This window comes from Micromonospora sp. NPDC002575 (genome assembly GCF_042889525.1).
GTDB classification, from domain to species: Bacteria; Actinomycetota; Actinomycetes; order Mycobacteriales; family Micromonosporaceae; genus Micromonospora; species Micromonospora carbonacea.
The window spans coordinates 14,910-34,154 of the sequence record NZ_JBIARA010000004.1 but is presented as its reverse complement, the minus strand read 5'-3'; the positions used below and the strand labels follow the sequence as shown (position 1 = coordinate 34,154).

Here is a 19,245-nt window from a genome sequence, read left to right as displayed (position 1 = left end):
GGACGGGAGCGGCGCGGCGAGCCGCCGTCACGGGGTGGGCGGCTCGCCGCTCGGCTCGTCCGGCTCCTCGCCGCAGGTCAGGGTCACCTGGTCGTTCCAGTACGCCGTGCTGCCGGCCGCCGGCGCCTGAGCCGTGACGGTGCCCGTCCGGCCCGTCGGGTAGCGCAGGTAGAGGCCCTCCTCGACCAGGTCATCGGCCGCGTCGTCGCAGTCGTCGCCGACCACGTCCGGCACGCTGACCGCGGGCGCCGGCCCGGCGACGTACAACGCGACGGTCGTGCCCCGCGACACGGGTGAGCCGACCGGCGGGTCGGCGCGCCGCACGTCCCGCCCCGACCCCGTGCCGAAGACCAGCCGCCAGCCCAGCCGCAGGTCCCGCAACTCGTCCCGCGCGTCCTCGAAGTCGGTGCCGACCACGGGCGGAACGGTCAGCCCGGTGGAGCGGGTGGGCGCGGTGGTCCGGGTCGCCGGCGCGGTCGTCCGGGCCGGCGCGGACGGAGCGTCGGACGGGGGCGTCGTGGCCGAGACGCCGGGCTGCGCGGCCGGGAGGCCGGACGGCGAATCGTCCTCCCCGGCCAGCAGCCAGCCACCGGCCGCGCCGACCAGCGCGAGGAGAGCGACGGCCAGGCCGCCGCCCAGCACCTTGGCCGACCGGCCCGTGCCGGGCGTGCCGGCCTCGTCGGGGTACGCCTCCCGCGCGGTGTTCCCGTCCGTCATCGTGCCCACCACCTCATCACCGGCGACCGTACCGGGGTCGCGCCGAATGCCCCGGCCCGGGTTGTCCGTCACGACTCGCCGGTCCGACCCTGGGACGTTACGCTGCCCGGCATGGCCAGACAGGGCTGGGGAGGATCGATCGCCACCGCGATCGGTGTCGCTGCCGGCGCGGGCGCCGCCCAACTGGGCTTCGGCTACGGGCTGGGCATCATCAACTGGTCGGCGTCGGGCGTCGGCGCGGGCGAGGCGGCGTGGGTGGCGAGCCTCGCCTGGGCGACCTGGATCTCGGCCACCTCGACGATCGCCGGCGCGGTCTGCGCCCAGCGGCTGCGCCGTCCCGTCGCCCGGGGAGCGGACCGTGCCGCGACCGGACCGGGCGGGGCCGCGAGCGGCCCGGAGTCCGCCGCCGCTGCGGAACCGGCCGCCCCGGAGCCAGCCTCGGCCCCGACCGTCTCGACCCCGACGACTTCGGCACCGGCATCCTCGGCACGGGCTGCCGCGCCGGAACCGGCCGCGGTCGACCCGGGACCGGATGTGCCCGACCCGGGACCGGATGTGGTCGACGCCGTCGACCAGGCCGAAGCGCCGAAGCCGATTGACCCGCCCCGGCCGGCCCACCCGCCCCGGCCGGCGGGAGCGATCGCGTTGGCGCTGGCCGCTACGGTCGGGGCGCTGGTCACCGTGCTGCTGGTCGCCGTGCCGGCGCGGGTGGCGGAGGTGCCCGGCGTCGCCGCGCCGCAGGCCGTGGCCGCGGGGTACGCCGGGGTGGGCCTGCTCCTCGGGCTGCTGGTGGCGGTCTGGGCGCTGCGCTCGCCCGCTGCGGCGGCAAACGTGATCGCCACCGGCGGCTGGCTCTGGCTCCTCGCCGTGGTCGTCGTGATAGACGGGGTGCTCGCCGGGCGCGGGCTGACCACCGCCCAGCTCGGGATCTGGCAGCTCAGCGCCGACCGGCCCGACTTCTGGATCCGAGGCTGGTTCTACTGGCCCGGCGCGTTGCTGGCGCTCGGCTCGGCGTTGCTGATCGGGGCGCTGGGCTCGCGGCGTGCCGCCCGTTCGGCGGAGCACCGGCTGGGCGCGGCGGCCTCCGGCGGGGCCGGCCCGCTCCTCGTCGCGCTGGCGTACCTGCTGGTCGTGCCCGGCCTGACCACACTCGGCCGGGAGCAGGTGTCGGCGCACCTGGCCGCCCCGTACGCCGTGGTGTTGGGCTTCGCCGGCTCGGTGCTGACGGCGGCGCTCGCCCAGCGCTCCGCGACCCGCCGGGGCGCCGGGCGCGATCGCGGCGGACCGGCGGACGGGCCCGCGCAGCCGACGACGGACGGACGCGGCTCCGCCTCGCCACCGGCGCTGCCCCGGCAGCGCCCCGGCACGGCTGAGGAGGCGACCGCGACGACCGGCACCGACCCGGCCCGGCCGGTCGACACGGAGGCCGACCGGTCGGCTTGATCGACCCGGTGCCGGCGGCGTGGCGGTGTCCCGCCCGCCGGTTGCCGCCACGTCGGCGACATGGCGGTTCGGTCAGTCGACCGGCCAGGTGTGCACCGGCTCGTTCTCCCGCTGCAACTCCGCGTAACGCTGCACCATGTGGTGCAGCGCGGCGTCGCGTCCCATGCCCCGGTGGTGTTCGGCCGCCCAGACCGTCTCGGTCTGCCAGACCGCGCCGTTGCGGCCGGTGCGGCAGCGCTGCTCGATGATGCCGAGCAGGCGGTCCCGCTCGCCGGGCGCGACGCCGAAGCGGTCCAGCCCGGTGGCCGCCGTCGGCAGCAGGGTGTCGAGCACCAGCTTGGTCACCGGCACGTCCCCGAGGCGCGGCCAGTGCAGGACGGCGTCCATCCCGCGCCGGGCGGCGGCGTGGAAGTTCTCCTCGGCCGAGCTGAAGGTGAGCTGGCTCCAGATCGGCCGGTCCGCCTCGGCCAGGCCCCGCGCCAGCCCGAAGTAGAAGGCGGCGTTCGCGAGCATGTCGACCACGGTCGGGCCGGCAGGCAGCACCCGGTTCTCCACCCGCAGGTGCGGGCGGCCGTTCATGATGTCGTAGACGGGCCGGTTCCAGCGGTAGACCGTGCCGTTGTGCAGCCGCAGCTCCGCCAGCTCGGGCACGCCCCCGGCGTGCAGGACCTCGACCGGATCCTCGTCCTCGCAGATCGGCAGCAGCGGCGGGAAGTAGCGGACGTTCTCCTCGAACAGGTCGAAGATCGAGGTGATCCAGCGCTCGCCGAACCAGACCCGGGGGCGTACGCCCTGGGCCTTCAGCTCGTCGGGGCGGGTGTCGGTGGCCTGCTGGAACAGGGCGATCCGGGTCTCGGCCCAGAGCTGCCGGCCGTACAGGTAGGGGGAGTTCGCCCCGACGGCCACCTGGACGCCCGCGATGGCCTGGGAGGCGTTCCAGTAGTCGGCGAAGCTGTCCGGGGCGACCTGGAGGTGGAACTGGAGGCTCGTGCAGGCGGCCTCCGGGGCAATGGAGTCGGTGTGCGTCCGGAGCCGCTCCACGCCGCGGATGTCCAGCTCGATGTCCTCGCCCCGGGCGCCGACGATCTGGTCGTTGAGCACCCGGTAGCGGGCGGCGGTGGAGAGGTTGTCGGCCACCAGGTGCCGCTCGGTCAGCGTGGGCAGGATGCCGACCAGGACGATCCGCGCGTCGGACGGCGCCGCCCGCGCGTCGGCCCGGTCCAGGCTGCTGCGCAGGTCACGCTCGTAGTCGGCGAAGCCTGCGCCCTCGATGAGCCGGGGCTCGGCGTTCAGCTCCAGGTTGAACCGCCCCAGCTCGGTCTGGAACAGCGGGTCGGCGATGTCCGCGAGGATCTCGTCGTTGCGCATCGCCGGTTCGGCGGCCGGGTCCATCAGGTTGAGCTCGATCTCCAGCCCGGTCATCGGCCGGTCGGCGTCGAAGCCGAAGTCGTCCAGCATCAACGCGAAGACGTCCAGGCATCTGCGGACCTTCTGCCGGTAGCGGACCCTGTCCTCTCGGGAGAAGGCGCCCTGCTCGACGTCCCTGCCCATGTGTCCTCCCGGCCCGAGGCGCAACGGGGCATGCCGCCCGCAGCGCACATTGTGAATCTTCTACGGTAAAAGCACCCCCTACGCCGGGCCAGAGGCCGACGCCGGGTGGCCGATCCGGTGGCGACCGCGACCGGCCTGGCACGTGCTTCCGATTGGATCTCTACCCAGGTGGCGGTGCGCCCCATCGTCCATGCGGAGGAGCCGACCGTGAAAATTCGCACGCTCCCGCCGAAGGGACTCCGGTGGGACCGTCCGCGTCACGCACCGGCAGCCAGCGCCGGAGACGCCGCGCAGCCGCCGCCGCGCGGGACGGCCACGGGCCCGCGTCGACTGGTGCGACGCGGGCCCGGGTCTCGTGGAGCGGGGCGGTCAGCCCTGGCGGACGGCCTCGCCCTCAATCTCAATCTTGATCTTCTTGCCGACCAGCACGCCGCCGGTCTCCAGGGCGACGTTCCAGGTCAGGCCGAAGTCCTCGCGGTCGATCTCGGTGCTGGCGGAGAAACCGAAGATGTCCTGGCCGAACGGGCTGCGGCCGACGCCCTCGAACTCGACCTCCAGCTCCACCGGACGCGTCACGCCCTTGATGGTCAGCTCACCGGTGAGGACGAACTCGTTGCCGGCCCGGGACTTCACGCCCGTGCTGCGGTACTCCAGGGTCGGGAATGCCTCGGTGTCCAGGAACTCGGGGCTGCGCAGGTGGGCGTCGCGGTCGGCCTGGGCGGTGCTGATGCTGGCGGCCTGGATGGTGGCGGAGACCGAGGACTGCATCGGGTCCTCGGCGATGGTGATGGTGGCGGTCGCGTCGGCGAACTCGCCGCGCACCTTGCTGACCATCATGTGCCGGGCGACGAACCCGACCCGCTTGTGGGCGACGTCCAGCAGGTAGGTGCCGGCCGCCGGGATCGTGAGGCCCTCCCACTCGCGGGTAACCGATCCGTTGCTGCTGGTCATGGCGCTGTCCTCCAGGAGTGTTTGTTCAGTGTCCCAACGACTGACGGAGCAACTATAGACAGAGCAATATTCCGTGTGTCAAGTATTGCTATGATGAAGCACGTGGACCAGAACGTGTTCGACGACCCCCGGATCACCGCCGTCGGTCTCCTCGTCGAGGCGCACGCCGGGCTGTCGGCCCGGTTCGCCGCCCAGTTCGAGGAGCACGGGCTCTCCCCGGTCGAGTTCGAGGTGCTGACCCGCCTCGCCCGCTCGCCCGGCAACCAGCTGCGAATGACCGATTTGGCCGCGCAGACCTCGCTCTCCACCAGCGGGGTGACCCGCGTGGTGGACCGGATGGAACGCGACGGCCTGCTCTGCCGCCGAGCCTGCCCGTCCGACCGGCGCAGCTCGTACGCGGTGGTCACCGCCGCCGGGATGCAGCGGCTGGACCAGACCCTCCCCGGGCACCTGCGGATCATCGAGCAGTGGTTCACCGGCCAGTTGGCGCCGGAGGAGCTGCGCGCCGTCCTCGACGGCCTGCGGCGCGTACGCGACGCGGTGCATCCGGGCGCGACCGCCGGCAGCACCGAGCCGCCCCCGACGGACGTCGCCCACTCCTGATCCGCCCCTGCGGACGGGCGGGAGGCACCGGCAGAAAGACCGGCAGAACCTCCTCGCCCACTGGCAACAACCCGCCTTAAGCGGACAAACCTCCCCGCCGAGGGTGGCTACTGTTCTCTCAGCGGGGGCGCACCGGGGGGTGCCGGCGCGGGCGATGAGCGAGGGGTAAAACCAGGGGGCTTCTTCGCTCGCGCCGCCCCCGCGTCAACATTCTCGGGCCTGGCCGATCAGCCCGGGCCGCCGCAGCGGCGTCAGCAGCTCGGCCTCCCGAGGCAGCAGGCCGATCCCACTCTGCCGGCAGGCGTCGTCGAGGCGATCGAGCACGCCCGCGTCCCCCGTGCTGGCCGCGAGCCCGACGAGCGCCTCCACCAGGTCCCGCCGCTCCTGACCGGCGACGGCGCCCTCCGCCGCGGCGGCGAACCACTCGGCCGCCAGCTCACGATCGGCCCGGTGCAGGGCGATGTTCGCCTCGATGAGCGCGCAGATCCCGTCCTCGAACCGGGGTTCTCCCGACCGGCCGCGCGGCGGCTCGGCGCCGAGCGCCGCGTCACCGGCCGCGCAGGTGCGCAGGCCCGCCAGCACCTCGGCCGCCTCGTCGGGACGCCCGTCCTGGGCCAGCGCCAGCCCGATCGTGCCGAGGGCCCGCCGCCGGTGCCCCGGGTCGCCGACCTCCACCAGCCCGGCGACCACCCGGCGGCACTTCTCCACGGCGTCGGCGTACCGGCCCTCCAGCCGGGTGACCTCGGCCAGGTCGGCCCGCGCCAGCACACGCAGCCGTCGCTCGCCGGACTGGGCGGCCAGCCGGTCCATGGCGGCCAGGCGACGCCGGGCCCCGGCCAGGTCGCCCACCCGGATGTCGTGCCAGGCGAGGCTGTGCTGCGCCACGGCCATGTCGCGCAGCCGGCCGTGCCGGGTGGCCAGGGCGAGGACGGCGGCGGCCTGGTCGCGCGCCTCGTCGTGCCCGCCCGTCGCGACCAGCAGCGCGCAGAGCACCGCCCGCGCCTCCAGCTCCCCGGCCACGTCACCGGCCCGGTGCAGGATGGCCCAGGCGTCCCGCGCCGCCGGCAGTTCCTGCTCCGCCGCTCCGTGCTCGACGGCGAGCCGGGCCGCGCCCAGCACCGCCCGGGCGCGCAGGCCCGGATCGGCGGCGGCGGTACGCGGGTCGGCCAGCAGCCGCCGCAGCCACTGCCGCCCGACGACGTCCCGGCCCCGGAACCGCCACCAGCGGGCCAGCCCGACGGCAAGCTGAAGCGCGGTCGACGGGTCGTCGACCGCGGCGTGGGACAGCGCGGCGGTGATGTCGCCGGTCGCCTCGTCCAGCCGGCGCACGGCCGAGGTCAGCTGCGGGCCGGCCAGCTCGGGTGCCGTCCGGGCCACCAGCCGCGCGAAGACCTCGGCGTGCCGCCGCCGGACGGCGCACCGTTCCCCGGCCCCGATGGCCTGCTCGGCGGCGAACTCCCGCACCGCGTCGAGCAGCCGGAACCGGAACGGGCCGGTCCCCCGCACGCTCAGCAGGCCGAGCTGGAGCAACCGGTCCAGCAGCGGGACCGGATCGATCGAGACCGTGCCCTCCGGGTCGGCGTCGTCGGCCAGCATCTCCTCGGCCAGCTCCACCGACCAACGGTTGCGGAACACGGAGAGCCGACGCAGGGCGGCCCGCTCGTGCGGGGCGAGGAGGCGGTAGCTGGCGGCCACCGCGTCCCGCAGGGTGACCGTCGCCCCGCCTCCCGGCGTCCACCCCGGCCCGGGCCGCTGGGCCGGCGAGGTGGCGAGGTCGAGGACCCGGTCGCCGTACCGGTCGAGCAGCTCGTTGAGGTCGAGGATGCGCCCCCGGGCGGCCATCAGCTCGATGGCGAGGGGCAGCCCACCCAGCCGGCGGGCCAGCGCGGCGAGGGCCGGCAGCTCGGCCGGGTCCGGCGGCTCCCGGCGCACCCGGGCCAGCCGTGCCGTGAACAGCGTCACCGCCGGGTAGCCGGCCAGGACGTCCGGCCCGGCCGGGTCCAGCTCGGGCGGGGGCACGTCCAGCGGCGGCACGGGCCAGACGCGCTCGCCGGGCACGCCGACCGGATGCCGCCCGGTCACCAGCACCCGCAGCGTGGGCACCGCCCCCGCGAGCCGATGCAGCGCACCGGCCACCGGGTCGGGCGCCCGCTCCACCGCGTCGATCAGCAGCAGCGCCGGACGGGCGGCCAGTTGCACCGCGAGGTCGGACGCGCGGGCCGAGCCGAAGGCCGCCGCCGCTGCGGAGAGCACGTCGGCGGCGTCCGAGCCCTCCCCGACGAGCACTCCCGCGACCTCGCGCGCAGCCCGTCCGGCGACGGCGTGGGCGACCGCCAGGGCCAGCGCCGTCTTGCCCACCCCGGCCAGCCCGACCAGGCTGACCACCGGCGGGCCGTGGTCGGCGGTGAGCAGTTCGACGAGTTCGGCCACGTCCCGCTCCCGGCCGATCAGCTCGACGGGGGGCGGGAGCGCGATCGGCGTACCACCGGGATGGGCGGCCGACGACGGCCCGACACCGACCGGACGGGGGACCGACGGCGGCGGGGCGGCGGGGGGTTCGTCGGCCGCGCGGGCGGGGTCGGCCGGGGTCGCCCCCCGCGCGGCGGCGACGAACGCCGCCCGCGCGGACCCGGCGAGGCCGAGGGCGCCGGCCAGCAGATCGACGGTGGTCCGCTGCGGGCGCGCGGAGCGGCCCCGCTCAAGGTCACGGACCGTCCGCACCCCGACCCCCGCACGGGCGGCCAGCTCGGCCTGGGTGAGGCCGGCGGCGTGCCGGTGCGCGCGCAGCAGGGCCGACAGTCCGGTACGACCGTCCGCGCCCGGCGGACGGCCATGATCGGGAGCCATGGGCAGGAAGGGTACGGATCGGGTATGACTGTCGTCAGCCAACCGTCGCCCTGCCGACGCTGACCGGCGCGGATATCCGACAGCGCCCGGCGGTCGGCGCTGCCCAGCGACGTCGGCCGGCGCTGCCCAGCGACGTCGGCCGGCGCTGCCCAGCGACGTCGGCCGGCGCTGCCCAGCGGCGGCCGGCGCTGCCCAGCGGCGGCCGGCGCTGCCCAGCGGCGTAAGAAGGGGACCCTTCTATGCCTCAGGCGTTAATAGGGGGCCCTTCCTTTCACAGGCCGAGGTCGCGGGCGATGATCATGCGCTGGACCTCGCTGGTGCCCTCGCCGATCTCCAGGATCTTCGAGTCGCGCCAGAACCGGGCCACCGGATACTCGTTCATGAAGCCGTAGCCGCCGTGGATCTGGGTCGCCTCCCGGGCGTTGTCGACGGCGACCGTGCTGGCGTGCAGCTTGGCGATCGCCGCCTGCCGCTTGAACGGCTCGCCGGCCAGCATCCGGGTGGCGGCGTCGTAGTAGGCCAGGCGGGCGGTGTGCGCCTTCAGCTCCATGTCGGCGATCTTGAACTGGATGGCCTGGTAGTTGCCGATCGGCTGGCCGAACGCCTGGCGCTCCTTCGCATACTTGATCGACTCGTCCACGCAGCCCTGGGCGAGGCCGACGGCCAGGGCGGCGATGGCGATGCGGCCCTCGTCGAGGATGCGCAGGAACTGGGCGAAGCCCCGGCCCCGCTCGCCGAGCAGGTTGGCCGCCGGCACCCGGCAGTCGTCGAAGGTCAGCTCGTGGGTGTCCGAGGCGGTCCAGCCGACCTTGGAGTAGCCCGGGGCGACCGTGAACCCGGGGGTGCCGGACGGGACGATGATCGTGGACAGCTCCTTCGACCCGTCCGGCCGGGTGCCCGTGACGGCGGTGACCGTGACCAGGGCGGTGATGTCCGTGCCCGAGTTGGTGATGAACGCCTTCGAGCCGTTGATCACCCACTCGCCGGTGGACTCGTCGAGGACGGCCCGGGTCCGGGTACCGCCCGCGTCCGAGCCGGTGCCGGGCTCGGTGAGGCCGAAGCCGGCGAGGGCCTCGCCGCTGAGCAGCCTCGGCAGCCACCGTTCCTGCTGCTCGGCCGTGCCGAAGCGGAAGATCGGCATCGCGCCGAGGGAGACCGCCGCCTCCAGGGTGATCGCCACGCTGGAGTCGACCCGGGCCAGCTCCTCCAGGGCCAGGCAGAGCGCGAAGTAGTCGCCGCCCATGCCGCCGTGCTCCTCGGGGAAGGGCAGGCCGAACAGGCCCATCTTGCCCATCTGCCGGATCACCTCGTACGGGAAGGTGTGCTTCTCGTAGTGCTCGGCGATGACCGGGGCGACCACCTCGCGGGCGAAGTCCCGCACGCTGGACCGCAGCGCCTCTTGCTCCTCGGTGAGCCGGAAGTCCATCGGTTCCTCCTGTACGCAGTCCCCTGCCGGGCGCTCGTGACGCCGACGGGGTGGGGTGGTCCTGGGTAGCGGTGGTGGCCGTCGGTGGTGGCCGTCGCTGTGCTGGTGGGGCGTCACGGTGGCGGCCCGGCGTCGCGGTGGCGGCGCCGGCCCGGGCGCGGTGGGTCAGACCGGGGTGACGCCGTGCCGGCGGCGGGAGAAGTGCCGGTCCTTCGTGCGGGCGGCGGCGTACCGGCGGACCAGCTCGGCGCGCAGCTCGTGCGGCTCGACGATCGCGTCGACCACCAGCTCGCTGGCCAGGCGGACGACGTCGATGTCGCGCTCGTACTCGGCGCGCTTGGCGGCGACGAAGGCGGCGCGTTCCGCCTCGTCGGCGATGGCCGCGATCTTGTTGGCGTAGACGGCGTTGACGGCGGCCTCCGCACCCATCACCGCGATCTTCGCGGTGGGCAGGGCGATCGTCGCGTCGGGCTCGAAGCCGGGGCCGGCCATCGCGTAGAGGCCCGCGCCGTACGCCTTGCGGACCACGACGCAGATCTTCGGCACCGTCGCCTCGGAGATCGCGGTGATCATCTTGGCCCCGTGCCGGATGATGCCCTGCTTCTCCACCGCGCTGCCCACCATGAACCCGGGCACGTCGGACAGGAACAGCAGCGGCACGTTGAACGCGTCGCAGAGCTGCACGAACCGGGTCGCCTTGTCGGCCGAGTCGACGAAGAGCACGCCGCCCTTGAACATCGAGTTGTTGCCGATTACGCCGACGACCTCGCCGTTCAGCCGGCCGAAGCCGATGGTCAGCTCCCTGGCCCAGAGCGCCTGGATCTCGAAGAAGCTGCCGTCGTCGAGCAGGCCCTTGACGTACCGGCGCATGTCGAACGCCTGCCGCTCGCTGGCCGGCACGAGCGCGGCCAGGTCGGCCTTGGCCGGCGCGGGCGTCGCCTCGGCGGCCGGCGGCGGCTGGGTCCAGTTGGCCGGCAGGTAGGACAGGTAGCGGCGGACGACGTCGAGCGCCTCGGCCTCGGTCTTGCAGAGGAAGTGCCCGACGCCGGACTCGGCGCAGTGCACCCGCGCCCCGCCCATCGCCTCCAGGGTGGTCTTCTCGCCGGTCACCATCTCGACCATCCGGTCGGAGCCGAGATACATGCTGGCGTTGCCCTCGACCATCGCCACCACGTCGCAGAACGCCGGGATGTAGGCCCCGCCGGCCGCGCTCGGCCCGAACAGGGCGCACACCTGCGGGATCGAGCCGGAGGCGCGGACCTGGTTCCAGAAGATCTTTCCGGCGCCGCGCCGGCCGGGGAACAGGTCGACCTGGTCGGTGATCCGCGCGCCGGCCGAGTCGACCAGGTAGACCATCGGCACGCCGGTCGAGTAGGCCCGCTCGATGATCCGGATGATCTTCTCGACGGTGCGCGCGCCCCAACTGCCCGCCTTGACCGTGGAGTCGTTGGCCATCAGGCAGACCGGCCGGCCGTCGATGGCGGCGACGCCGGTGACGACGCCGTCGGCGGGCAGGCCCTCGGCCAGGGCGTTGGCGTAGAGGCCGTCCTCGACGAACGAGCCCTCGTCGACCAGGAGCGCCACCCGCTCGCGGGCGAAGAGCTTGCCCTTGGCCGAGTTGGCCGCGTGGTATTTGTCCGCACCGCCGGCCCGGGCGCGCTTGCGCAGCTGCTCCAGTGCCTCACCGTCGAGCGTCACGCCGACTCCCCATCGCCGCCACCGTGCCGGCCGCCGCGCGGGCACGCCGACCACCCTGAACGATCGTTAGGTTATCCCATCCGCCGCCCGATCGGCGACCCCGGGGCGGACCGGACGCCGAACGGGCCGCCGATCGACCGATCGTGATCCAGATATTGAAATGCATAGATGATAATCGTTAGGCTCCCGACACCCCCTCCCGGATTGGAGTCAGCGATGGCCTCACGAATCAGCCGGACCCTGGTCGCGATGGTCGCCACGGCCGGCGCGACCCTCGGCGTCACCCTCGCCAACCCGTCGCCCGCGTCCGCTGCCATGACCATCTGCTACAACACCAGCCAGGCGCCGAGCTACGCCAGCATCGCCAACCAGGCCGCCACGATCTGGAACAACGCCACGTCGAACCTGACGCTCACGGCGAACTGCGGCACCAACCTCCGGATCTACCAGATCACCGGCGGCGGCTCGTACGCCGTGCGGACCAGCCTCGGCAACGGACGGGTCTACATCGACACCCAGCAGGCCGCCCAGTACAGCCCGCTGCGGATCATGACCCACGAGATCGGGCACATCCTCGGCCTGCCCGACAACTACAACGGCAACTGCGCGATCCTCATGTCCGGCGGCAGCGCCGGCACGAGCTGCACCAACCCGTACCCGAGCAGCGCCGAGGCGAGCCGGGTGACCAGCCTCTTCGCCGGCACCCGCAGCGCCACCGAGCGCGGCACGGACAGCGGATCGACCGTCTTCCGCGACAGCTGGCCCGCCGCGCTCGCCCCGGTGAGCTGACCGAGCGGGAACACCGGAGGGGCCGGCGGCGTGCCGGCCCCTCCGCCGCGTCTCCCGGCCCCTTCGGCCGGCCCCGCCGCCCGCCGCCCCGTCAGGCCGGCAGGGGCGTCAGTCGGGTACGCGGGCCCGCCCGCAGGACGCCGGAGGGAAGCTTCTTGCCGAGCAGCTCCTCGGCCAGCTCCGCCACCTCGACCAGGGCCGCCAGGTCGATGCCGGTGTCGATGCCCATGTCGTGCAGCATGTGCACCGCCTCCTCGGTGGCCAGGTTGCCGCTGGCCCCCGGCGCGTACGGGCAGCCGCCGAGGCCGCCGACGCTGGCGTCGAACTCGGTCACCCCCAGCTCCAGGGCCGTCAACAGGTTGGCCAGCGCCGTGCCCCGGGTGTTGTGGAAGTGCAGCAGCACGGGCACGTGCGCGTTGCGGTCGCGTACCGCGCTGATCAGCTCGCGGACCCGGCGCGGCGTGCCCATGCCCGTGGTGTCGCCGAACGCGACCCGGTCCGCGCCGTCGCGGACCACCCGGTCGACGATGGCGGCGACCCGCGCCGGGTCGACGTCCCCCTCGTACGGGCAGCCGAAGCTGGTCGCCACGATCACCTCGGCGGTCGCCCCGGCGCCGTGCAGCAGGTCGATCAGCTCGGCGATGTCGTCAAGCGACTCGGCGGTGGACCGGTTGACGTTGCGCCGGTTGTGCGTGTCGCTGGCCGAGACCACCACCTCGATCTCGGTGAACCCGGCCGCCAGGGCCCGCTGCGCGCCCCGGGTGTTCGGCACCAGCGCCGAGTAGCGCACCCCGTCGGCCTTCGCGGCCCGCCGCCACACCTCGTCCGCGTCGGCCATCTGCGGGATCGCCTTGGGGTGCACGAACGACACCGCCTCGATGCGTCGCACGCCGGTGCCGGAGAGCGCGTCGAGCAGCCGCACCTTGGCGTCGGTCGGGATGGGCTCCTCGTTCTGGAGCCCGTCGCGCGGCCCGACCTCCCGGATCGAGACCGCCACTGGCATCTGGGTCATGGTCACCTCGCTGTGACGTCGGGCCGCCGGGGGTGCCGCACGCGCCGCCGCCCCTCGTGAGGACGGCCGACGGGGCGAAGCCAAACGGCCAATGGGTCCCTCCAGACAACCAGAACGCCGCCCCCCACCGCCAGACCGCCCCCCGCCCGCCCCACCACCGCCCACCACCGCCCGCCGCCCCCGCCGCCCCGCCGGCCCCCGCCCTCCCCTCCCCCGCCAAGTTGACCAAGAGGTTTGCGTCACCGGGCACGCCGGATCCTGACGCAAACCTCTTGATCAACGCGGCGAAGCGCGGCGGGGCGAGGCGCGAAGCGGGGCGGGGCGCGGGGCGGGGCGGGGCGGGGGGTCAGCGCATGCGGGAGACGATGCCCGTGTCGTAGTCGCCGGAGAGGAACTCCTCGTTCTCCAGCAGTTCGGCGAAGAACGGCAGGTTGCACTTGGGGCCGGCCACCTCGAACGCGGCGACCGCCGCGCGGGCCCGCTCGATCGCCTCCGCCCGGTCCCGGCCGTCGACGATCAGCTTGGCCAGCAGGCTGTCGTAGAACGGGGTGACCGTGTTGCCGTCGACGTAGCCGGAGTCGACCCGCACGCCTTCGCCGACCGGCTCGCGCCACGTCGTGATCGTGCCGGGGCCGGGCAGGAAGCGCTTCGGGTCCTCGGCGTTGATCCGCAGCTCGATGGCATGGCCGCGCGGCGCGAGCGCGTCCGGGTCGAACGTCGGCGCGAGGCCGGCGGCCACCCGGAGCTGCTCCTCCACCAGGTCGACTCCGTAGACCAGCTCGGTGACGGGGTGTTCGACCTGGAGCCGGGTGTTCATCTCCAGGAAGAAGAACTCCTGCGTGGCGGGGTCGAACAGGCACTCCACCGTGCCCGCGTTGCGGTAGCCCACCGCCTCGCCGGCCCGCACGGCGGCGGCCAGGAGGCGGGCGCGCAGCTCCGGCGAGACCGCCGGGGAGGGAGACTCCTCGACGAGCTTCTGGTTGCGGCGCTGCACGGAGCACTCCCGCTCGCCGAGCGCCACCACCCGGCCGTCGGCCAGGCCGAGGATCTGCACCTCGACGTGGCGCACCCGGGGGAAGTACCGCTCGATCAGCACCGACCCGTCGCCGAACATCCGCTCGGCGAACGCGCGCACCTTGTCGTACTCGCTGTGCAGCGCCCCCTCGTCGGCGGCCACGCCCATGCCCATGCCGCCGCCGCCCGCCGCGGCCTTGACCATCACCGGGTAGCCGATCTGCGCGGCGGCGGCGACCGCCGCGTCGAGGTCGGCGGCCGGCTCGGTGGTGCCGGGCGCGACCGGCACCCCGGCCGCCGCCATCAGGTTCCGGGCGTTGATCTTGTCGCCCATCGCGGAGATCGCGTCCGCGCCGGGCCCGACCCAGATCAGCCCACTGCTCTCGGCGGTACGGGCGAAGTCGGCGTTCTCCGACAGGAAGCCGTAACCGGGGTGGATCGCCTGCGCGCCGGTCGACTTGGCGGCGGCGAGGATGGCCTCGACGTTGCGGTAGCTCTGGGCCGGGTTCGCCGGTCCCACACAGACGGCCTCGTCGGCCTCGGTCACGAACGGCAGGCCGGCGTCGGCCTCCGAGTGGACAGCGATCGCGCGGATTCCGAGCCGGTTCGCGGTTCGGATGATCCGACGGGCGATCTCGCCGCGGTTGGCCACCAGCAGCGATTCGATCATGTTCTCCTCCAGCGTCCAGGGGTGGGGACGATGCCAGGGAACCATGGGTGACGGAGCGTCCACGAGTCAAGCGCGTGGCGGCGGGGCGGACTCAGCAGTCCGTGTCAAGGTGCCCGTGGACGTCAAGAAGTTCCGGAGTCACGGCAACGGTTTCTGGGGGCGAGAGCGTAGGTAGTGGCCGTGAGATTGAAACTGAGGGTGCGGGTGGCTGATGCATGATCGCGAGGATGAAGAGGTGACAGCCTTTGTACGGGCGCGTTACGGATCCCTACTCCGGACTGCCTTCCTGCTGTGCGGAGACCGAGGGAAAGCCGAGGATCTGGTCCAGACGACGTTGGCCAAGACGGTTGTGGTGTGGCCGCGACTGCAACACTCAGAAGGCGTCGATCATTATGTTCGGCGCATTCTAGTCAACACCTTCGTGACCTGGAGGCGGCGCCGATCCTGGTGGGAACAGCCCTTGGGTCGGCTGATGGAGAGTCAGACACGCGACGAGTACGTAGGGGTGGAACAGCGGGACTTGCTCCGCCGGGCGTTGGACGGGCTGCCAGCACGCCAGCGTGCCGCCGTCGTGCTGCGCTTCTATGAGGACCTGTCCGAGAAGGACACGGCCCACGTACTGGGTTGTTCGGTTGGCACGGTCAAGAGTCTTTCATCAAGGGGTCTGCAGACTCTGCGTAAGCGGTGGGTTGAGGCCGACGCTGTTGCTGATCAAGAGGTGCGCTATGCATAACATGACCGAGTTGCGTGACGGCCTGGCGGATCTGGCCGAGTCGGTGACACCGACCGAGGGCTATGAAGGCAAGATCATGTGGCGGGCAGACCGGCGTCGCGGGCGGCGGCGTATCGCCGCCGGAGCCGCGGCCGCAGCATGCGTGGCGGTGCTGGTCACGATGTTTCAGGTTGTCGGATTCGGGCCCTCACCGCAACTCGCTGCACCGCCGCCGGATGGCCCGTTTCTGGGCTGGTCCCCGGTGGGAGACGTAGACGCTGGCCTGGTACGTGAGGCCACCAGCGTCTGGGAACGTACCAACGCGGCAGGCCCACACACTGATGTTCGCGCCCTTGTCGCGACGCGCCACCCACGCCTGCGCTCGACGGTGGTCGTCCTGCAGGGATACGACAAGCAGGGCGCCGCGCGATTGGCATTCTTCACCGGTGATTCCGGTGCGGCGGACGCCTTGCGAATGCGGGTTGATCGGCCGGCGCCCGACCCGGTGAAGACTCAGGTGATAAGTCTGGTCAGTCCACGGTTGTCCGGAGCTGCCGGCGCGGTTAGTAACGACCCTGCGGGCACCTATGCCATTGCCCTCGCCATGCCGGGCGTGACAGCAGTGCGGGTGTCGAGTACCGCCGTCGATGACCAAATCGTACAAGAACCAGACGGACCCACCAGTCGCCTTGTGGTAAAACGATTCCCGATCGCTGCGACCGCGCAGACGACGACGATCGCGGGGTTCATCAAGCCGAAGCGACCGTTCGCCAGCCTCACGAAGGTGTTCGAGGTACCTGGTGAGGGCGGTGTGGACGGCGACGCGCGGGCCGTACCCGCTGAGGTAATCGGCAGGAACGGCCAACAGATGATTGTGGCGTTCCCGAAGGATCAGGGAGTCCGGCGAGGGCAACTAGCCGTCGTCGCCGAAGGTGTGGTCGGACGCGTAACGGCAGTCGATACCATCCGCGGCGAAGCCACTGTCGACCTCGTTACCAGCACCGGATTCGCCGGCCAGGTGTATACGAATATCAGTAATGTTCCGGGTTCCGTACGCGGCACCGGCGGAAAGCTGGTCATGGAAGGCGTTCCCGCAGACGGTAAGATTTACCAGACCAACCGTGTCTTGATGTCGGATCCGTCCCAGCAGAGCAATCAGGTTGGCGCTGTCACGATCGGGCGAGCGTCTGCGGACAAGGCGGCGGGCGCGACCACGGTGGAGCTTACGCCAACAGCCAACCTTGCCAACCTGACCAGATTGTCGATCATGACGCCATCCGCTGGCTGACGGCGGCCACCGCAAGGATGCGCGGAGGTAAGTTGCCCTCCGCGCATCCTCAGCAGGCCTGCAGGTCAGTAGTGGACCGAACCGCTGCCAGAAGCCTTTGCGATGTCACCGCCGGTGTTACCCGTAGAGAAGTAGTGGAAGTGCATAGTTGTGTTCGTCGGAACGTTCGACCAGCACCAGGTACGCGTTACGCCGTCAGTGGGAACAGTGATAGTCCCGCCCGCTGAAAGGCTAACCTTAAACTCATGATAAGACCCCTGGGGAAAATCCCACGTGGCTTCAATATCCTTGCAGAAAGTCGTCTGCGTAGATTTGAAATCTCGGCCGTCCAGACTCCACACTCCATCAAATGTGAAGGAATAGGGAATCGTGGACGCCGCGAAAGGAGTCACTCCCGTCGTGACGGTAGGGCCGTTTTGAGTGTAGTGGTCGATCGGACCCTGAAGCTTGGGCATCTTCCCGACAACCCTCATGGTCACGTTCGGCGGCAGCGACGCCCACACGGCGGCATTGTTCGCCTCGATCTCGGCAGCACTAACCGCCGGTTTCGCCGGCTCACCGCCGACCGCTTCGGATTTAGGCGCTCCTTGAGCCGGAGCAGCCAATAGCAGCAGGCCTGTGGTCATGGCAGCGACGGCTCCAAGAGGTCTCTCTTTGTACGACTTCTCACCAGCATCGGGACAATGCACCCGGCGGACATGTGGTATTGCCAAGAGCCTCTACGTGAGGGAATGGTTCGGGAGGCTTAAGGATGCTTTGACCAGGGGGTCGGCGAGGACGAAGCCTTCGACAGCCGTTTTGATCACTGGCTGGCTGAAGGTCCGGGTGTCGGTCGAGTTCCTGACGGGTGAGCAGGCCGCGAAGTGCGCGGCGTACAACAGGCTCCGTCCCGAACGGAGTTGGAGCGGTTCTTCTTTCTGAACGACGCGGACCGGGCGTTGAACGAGCCGAAGCGGCGGGCCCACAACTGGCTCGGGTTCGCGGTACAGATGACCACGGTGCGATTCCTCTGGGTGTTCTTCGACGATCCGACGGACGTGCCGGCGGAGGTGGTCGACTATCTCGCCGCGCAGTTGGGCGACGGACGCGTCGGCGTTGAAGGCGTACGGCAAGCGGGAGAACACTCGTCATGATCACGTCCGTGAGCTGCGGCGGGTCCGAGTACACGGAGTTCGTCGAGTCGGAGGATGAGCTTCGGGCGTAGGTGGATGCGCGGGGCCTGCGCGACGGGACGGCCCCGGAGCCGCTATTCGACGCGGCGGCGGGGTGGCTGCGGGAGCGACGGGCGCTCGGCGCCCCCGCCACCAAAGGGCCCGAACTGGCCCATCACCGTCGACATCCTGAAGCACTGCGTAGCGGACGACGAGCGCGCGACGGAGACCGGCGGCTGAAGAAGCTGTACCAACAGATCTCCGCGTATTGCGAGGGGGCCTGCGGGTCGAAGGGCTGCGGGTGAGCGGGTCAGGCGACGCGCTTCGCCAGCTCGACGAAGCCGCGCCACGAGGCCGGCGAGAAGGAGAGGGTCCCGCCGTCGCGGTCCTTCGTGTCGCGGACGAGGACGACGCCGGGCAGGTTGTCGGCGACCTCGACGCAGTTGCCCTGGTTGTTGCCGCTCTTCGTCGACTTACGCCACTGCGCGTCGTTCATGTCCATGCTGCCGCCGCTTCCCTCAGAAGATCCAGAGACTGCGACCGAGACAGGGACTCGCCCCGGATGCGTTCCCACCGTCGCTCCAGGGTAACAAGATCCGCCCCCTGCTCCAGGATCTGTGCCTGCGCCTGACTGTCGACATAGGCCACGCGTGCCCCGTCGGGCAACTCGGCGAGGGTGAACGGGCCGCCGAAGCCCGGGTACATCCCGGCGGACGCCGGCACGATGTGGATCTGCACCGAGGGAAGCTGCGCGCACTCCACCAGGTGCTCCATCTGCGCCGCCATCAGCTCGCGGGCATCGGGGCGGGCGCGGCGCAGGACGCCCTCGTCGATGACGGCGACGAACAGCGGGCCGCCGTGCCGTCGCAGGATCGCCTGACGAGCGAGCCGCGTCGCCGCCAACTCGTCGACCTCGGACGGCGACAGGCCCTCGCCTGCGACCGTCGCCCGCGCGTACGCCTCGGTCTGTAGGAGGCCCGGCACCCAGGCAAGCTCGAATCCGCGCAGCGCGACGGCCTCGCGCTCGATCTCCACCCACGGCCGGAACCACGCCGGCTCACGACGCTTCAGGACGTCCGGCCAAAGGTCCTCTACGTCCCGGCCGAGGATGGCCGCGAGCTGCGAGCGGCGCTGCGGCCTCGGGATGCGCCCCTTGCTCACCCACCGCTGAGCGGTCTTAGGGTCCACTCCCACCTGAGCTGCGAGGCTCTCCGCAGTCTCGCCGGCTTGGGCCATGGCCGCTATCAACCCGTGATTCATGGCTTCTCCTGCCTCACCGTCCTGAACGTCCGGAAGTCCTAACCTAACGATGTGTTTGGGTCCTGTCACTATCCGACAGGTTGTTTGTGGGACGGCGTGGGTTGGCGGGCAAC

Annotated in this window: 17 protein-coding genes; 6 read left to right on the top strand and 11 right to left on the bottom strand. The window is 72.0% G+C overall.

What is annotated here, in order from left to right; genetic code table 11:
- Positions 1 to 27: 27 nt before the first annotated feature.
- Positions 28 to 717 carry a PASTA domain-containing protein gene (locus tag ACFYWL_RS07780; RefSeq protein ID WP_386968892.1) on the bottom strand — a complete coding sequence of 230 codons (690 nt, stop codon included), beginning with the start codon at positions 715 to 717 and terminating at the stop codon, positions 28 to 30.
- Between the two features lie 111 nt (positions 718 to 828).
- Here ACFYWL_RS07780 and ACFYWL_RS07775 point away from each other — a divergent pair, with 111 nt between their 5' ends.
- Positions 829 to 2,160, top strand: a complete 1,332-nt coding sequence (locus ACFYWL_RS07775; RefSeq protein ID WP_386968889.1) for a hypothetical protein — start codon at positions 829 to 831, stop codon at positions 2,158 to 2,160.
- Between the two features lie 72 nt (positions 2,161 to 2,232).
- On the opposite strand, the gene ACFYWL_RS07770 is transcribed toward ACFYWL_RS07775, so the two are convergent.
- Positions 2,233 to 3,711 carry a glutamate--cysteine ligase gene (locus tag ACFYWL_RS07770; protein WP_386968887.1) on the bottom strand — a complete coding sequence of 493 codons (1,479 nt, stop codon included), beginning with the start codon at positions 3,709 to 3,711 and terminating at the stop codon, positions 2,233 to 2,235.
- Between the two features lie 369 nt (positions 3,712 to 4,080).
- Positions 4,081 to 4,662, bottom strand: coding sequence for a YceI family protein (locus ACFYWL_RS07765; RefSeq protein ID WP_386968884.1), 582 nt, complete (start codon positions 4,660 to 4,662; stop codon positions 4,081 to 4,083).
- Between the two features lie 102 nt (positions 4,663 to 4,764).
- Between ACFYWL_RS07765 and ACFYWL_RS07760 the strand changes: the two genes are divergently transcribed.
- Positions 4,765 to 5,265 (top strand): MarR family winged helix-turn-helix transcriptional regulator, encoded by a 501-nt coding sequence (locus ACFYWL_RS07760; protein ID WP_386968881.1) that lies wholly within the window; start codon positions 4,765 to 4,767, stop codon positions 5,263 to 5,265.
- 204 nt (positions 5,266 to 5,469) lie between these two features.
- On the opposite strand, the gene ACFYWL_RS07755 is transcribed toward ACFYWL_RS07760, so the two are convergent.
- From ACFYWL_RS07755 to ACFYWL_RS07745, 3 genes are all read right to left on the bottom strand, one after another.
- Positions 5,470 to 8,112 (bottom strand): ATP-binding protein, encoded by a 2,643-nt coding sequence (locus ACFYWL_RS07755; protein ID WP_386968879.1) that lies wholly within the window; start codon positions 8,110 to 8,112, stop codon positions 5,470 to 5,472.
- Between the two features lie 271 nt (positions 8,113 to 8,383).
- Entirely contained in the window at positions 8,384 to 9,538 is a 1,155-nt protein-coding gene (locus ACFYWL_RS07750; protein ID WP_386968876.1) for an acyl-CoA dehydrogenase family protein, read from the bottom strand.
- Between the two features lie 165 nt (positions 9,539 to 9,703).
- The gene (locus ACFYWL_RS07745) at positions 9,704 to 11,236 is read right to left on the bottom strand and encodes an acyl-CoA carboxylase subunit beta (protein ID WP_386968874.1); all 1,533 of its coding nucleotides are present in this window, start codon (positions 11,234 to 11,236) and stop codon (positions 9,704 to 9,706) included.
- Between the two features lie 216 nt (positions 11,237 to 11,452).
- Between ACFYWL_RS07745 and ACFYWL_RS07740 the strand changes: the two genes are divergently transcribed.
- Positions 11,453 to 12,025: a snapalysin family zinc-dependent metalloprotease gene (locus ACFYWL_RS07740; RefSeq protein WP_386968871.1), complete on the top strand. Its 573-nt coding sequence runs from the start codon at positions 11,453 to 11,455 to the stop codon at positions 12,023 to 12,025.
- A 91-nt stretch (positions 12,026 to 12,116) separates the two neighbouring features.
- Here ACFYWL_RS07740 and ACFYWL_RS07735 read toward each other — a convergent pair whose 3' ends face one another.
- Together ACFYWL_RS07735 and ACFYWL_RS07730 are read right to left on the bottom strand one after the other, a co-directional pair.
- A complete protein-coding gene (locus tag ACFYWL_RS07735; protein ID WP_386968868.1) occupies positions 12,117 to 13,037 on the bottom strand; it encodes a hydroxymethylglutaryl-CoA lyase in 921 nt (306 codons plus the stop codon).
- A gap of 346 nt (positions 13,038 to 13,383) precedes the next feature.
- Positions 13,384 to 14,721 carry an acetyl/propionyl/methylcrotonyl-CoA carboxylase subunit alpha gene (locus tag ACFYWL_RS07730; RefSeq protein WP_386968866.1) on the bottom strand — a complete coding sequence of 446 codons (1,338 nt, stop codon included), beginning with the start codon at positions 14,719 to 14,721 and terminating at the stop codon, positions 13,384 to 13,386.
- 211 nt (positions 14,722 to 14,932) lie between these two features.
- Here ACFYWL_RS07730 and ACFYWL_RS07725 point away from each other — a divergent pair, with 211 nt between their 5' ends.
- Positions 14,933 to 15,454 (top strand): SigE family RNA polymerase sigma factor, encoded by a 522-nt coding sequence (locus tag ACFYWL_RS07725; protein WP_386968864.1) that lies wholly within the window; start codon positions 14,933 to 14,935, stop codon positions 15,452 to 15,454.
- Positions 15,447 to 16,721: a rod shape-determining protein MreC gene (locus tag ACFYWL_RS07720; protein ID WP_386968861.1), complete on the top strand. Its 1,275-nt coding sequence runs from the start codon at positions 15,447 to 15,449 to the stop codon at positions 16,719 to 16,721. Before ACFYWL_RS07725 ends, ACFYWL_RS07720 begins: the two co-directional genes overlap by 8 nt.
- A gap of 65 nt (positions 16,722 to 16,786) precedes the next feature.
- On the opposite strand, the gene ACFYWL_RS07715 is transcribed toward ACFYWL_RS07720, so the two are convergent.
- Complete coding sequence (locus ACFYWL_RS07715) at positions 16,787 to 17,347, bottom strand: hypothetical protein (protein WP_386968857.1); 561 nt, start codon at positions 17,345 to 17,347, stop codon at positions 16,787 to 16,789.
- 237 nt (positions 17,348 to 17,584) lie between these two features.
- Between ACFYWL_RS07715 and ACFYWL_RS07710 the strand changes: the two genes are divergently transcribed.
- Positions 17,585 to 17,854, top strand: a complete 270-nt coding sequence (locus tag ACFYWL_RS07710) for a DUF4158 domain-containing protein (RefSeq protein ID WP_386968854.1) — start codon at positions 17,585 to 17,587, stop codon at positions 17,852 to 17,854.
- 328 nt (positions 17,855 to 18,182) lie between these two features.
- Here ACFYWL_RS07710 and ACFYWL_RS07705 read toward each other — a convergent pair whose 3' ends face one another.
- Together ACFYWL_RS07705 and ACFYWL_RS07700 are read right to left on the bottom strand one after the other, a co-directional pair.
- Positions 18,183 to 18,374: a DUF397 domain-containing protein gene (locus tag ACFYWL_RS07705; protein ID WP_386968852.1), complete on the bottom strand. Its 192-nt coding sequence runs from the start codon at positions 18,372 to 18,374 to the stop codon at positions 18,183 to 18,185.
- Positions 18,365 to 19,132, bottom strand: a complete 768-nt coding sequence (locus ACFYWL_RS07700; protein ID WP_386968849.1) for a helix-turn-helix domain-containing protein — start codon at positions 19,130 to 19,132, stop codon at positions 18,365 to 18,367. The genes ACFYWL_RS07705 and ACFYWL_RS07700 overlap by 10 nt, the downstream gene beginning before the upstream one ends.
- Positions 19,133 to 19,245: the final 113 nt, after the last annotated feature.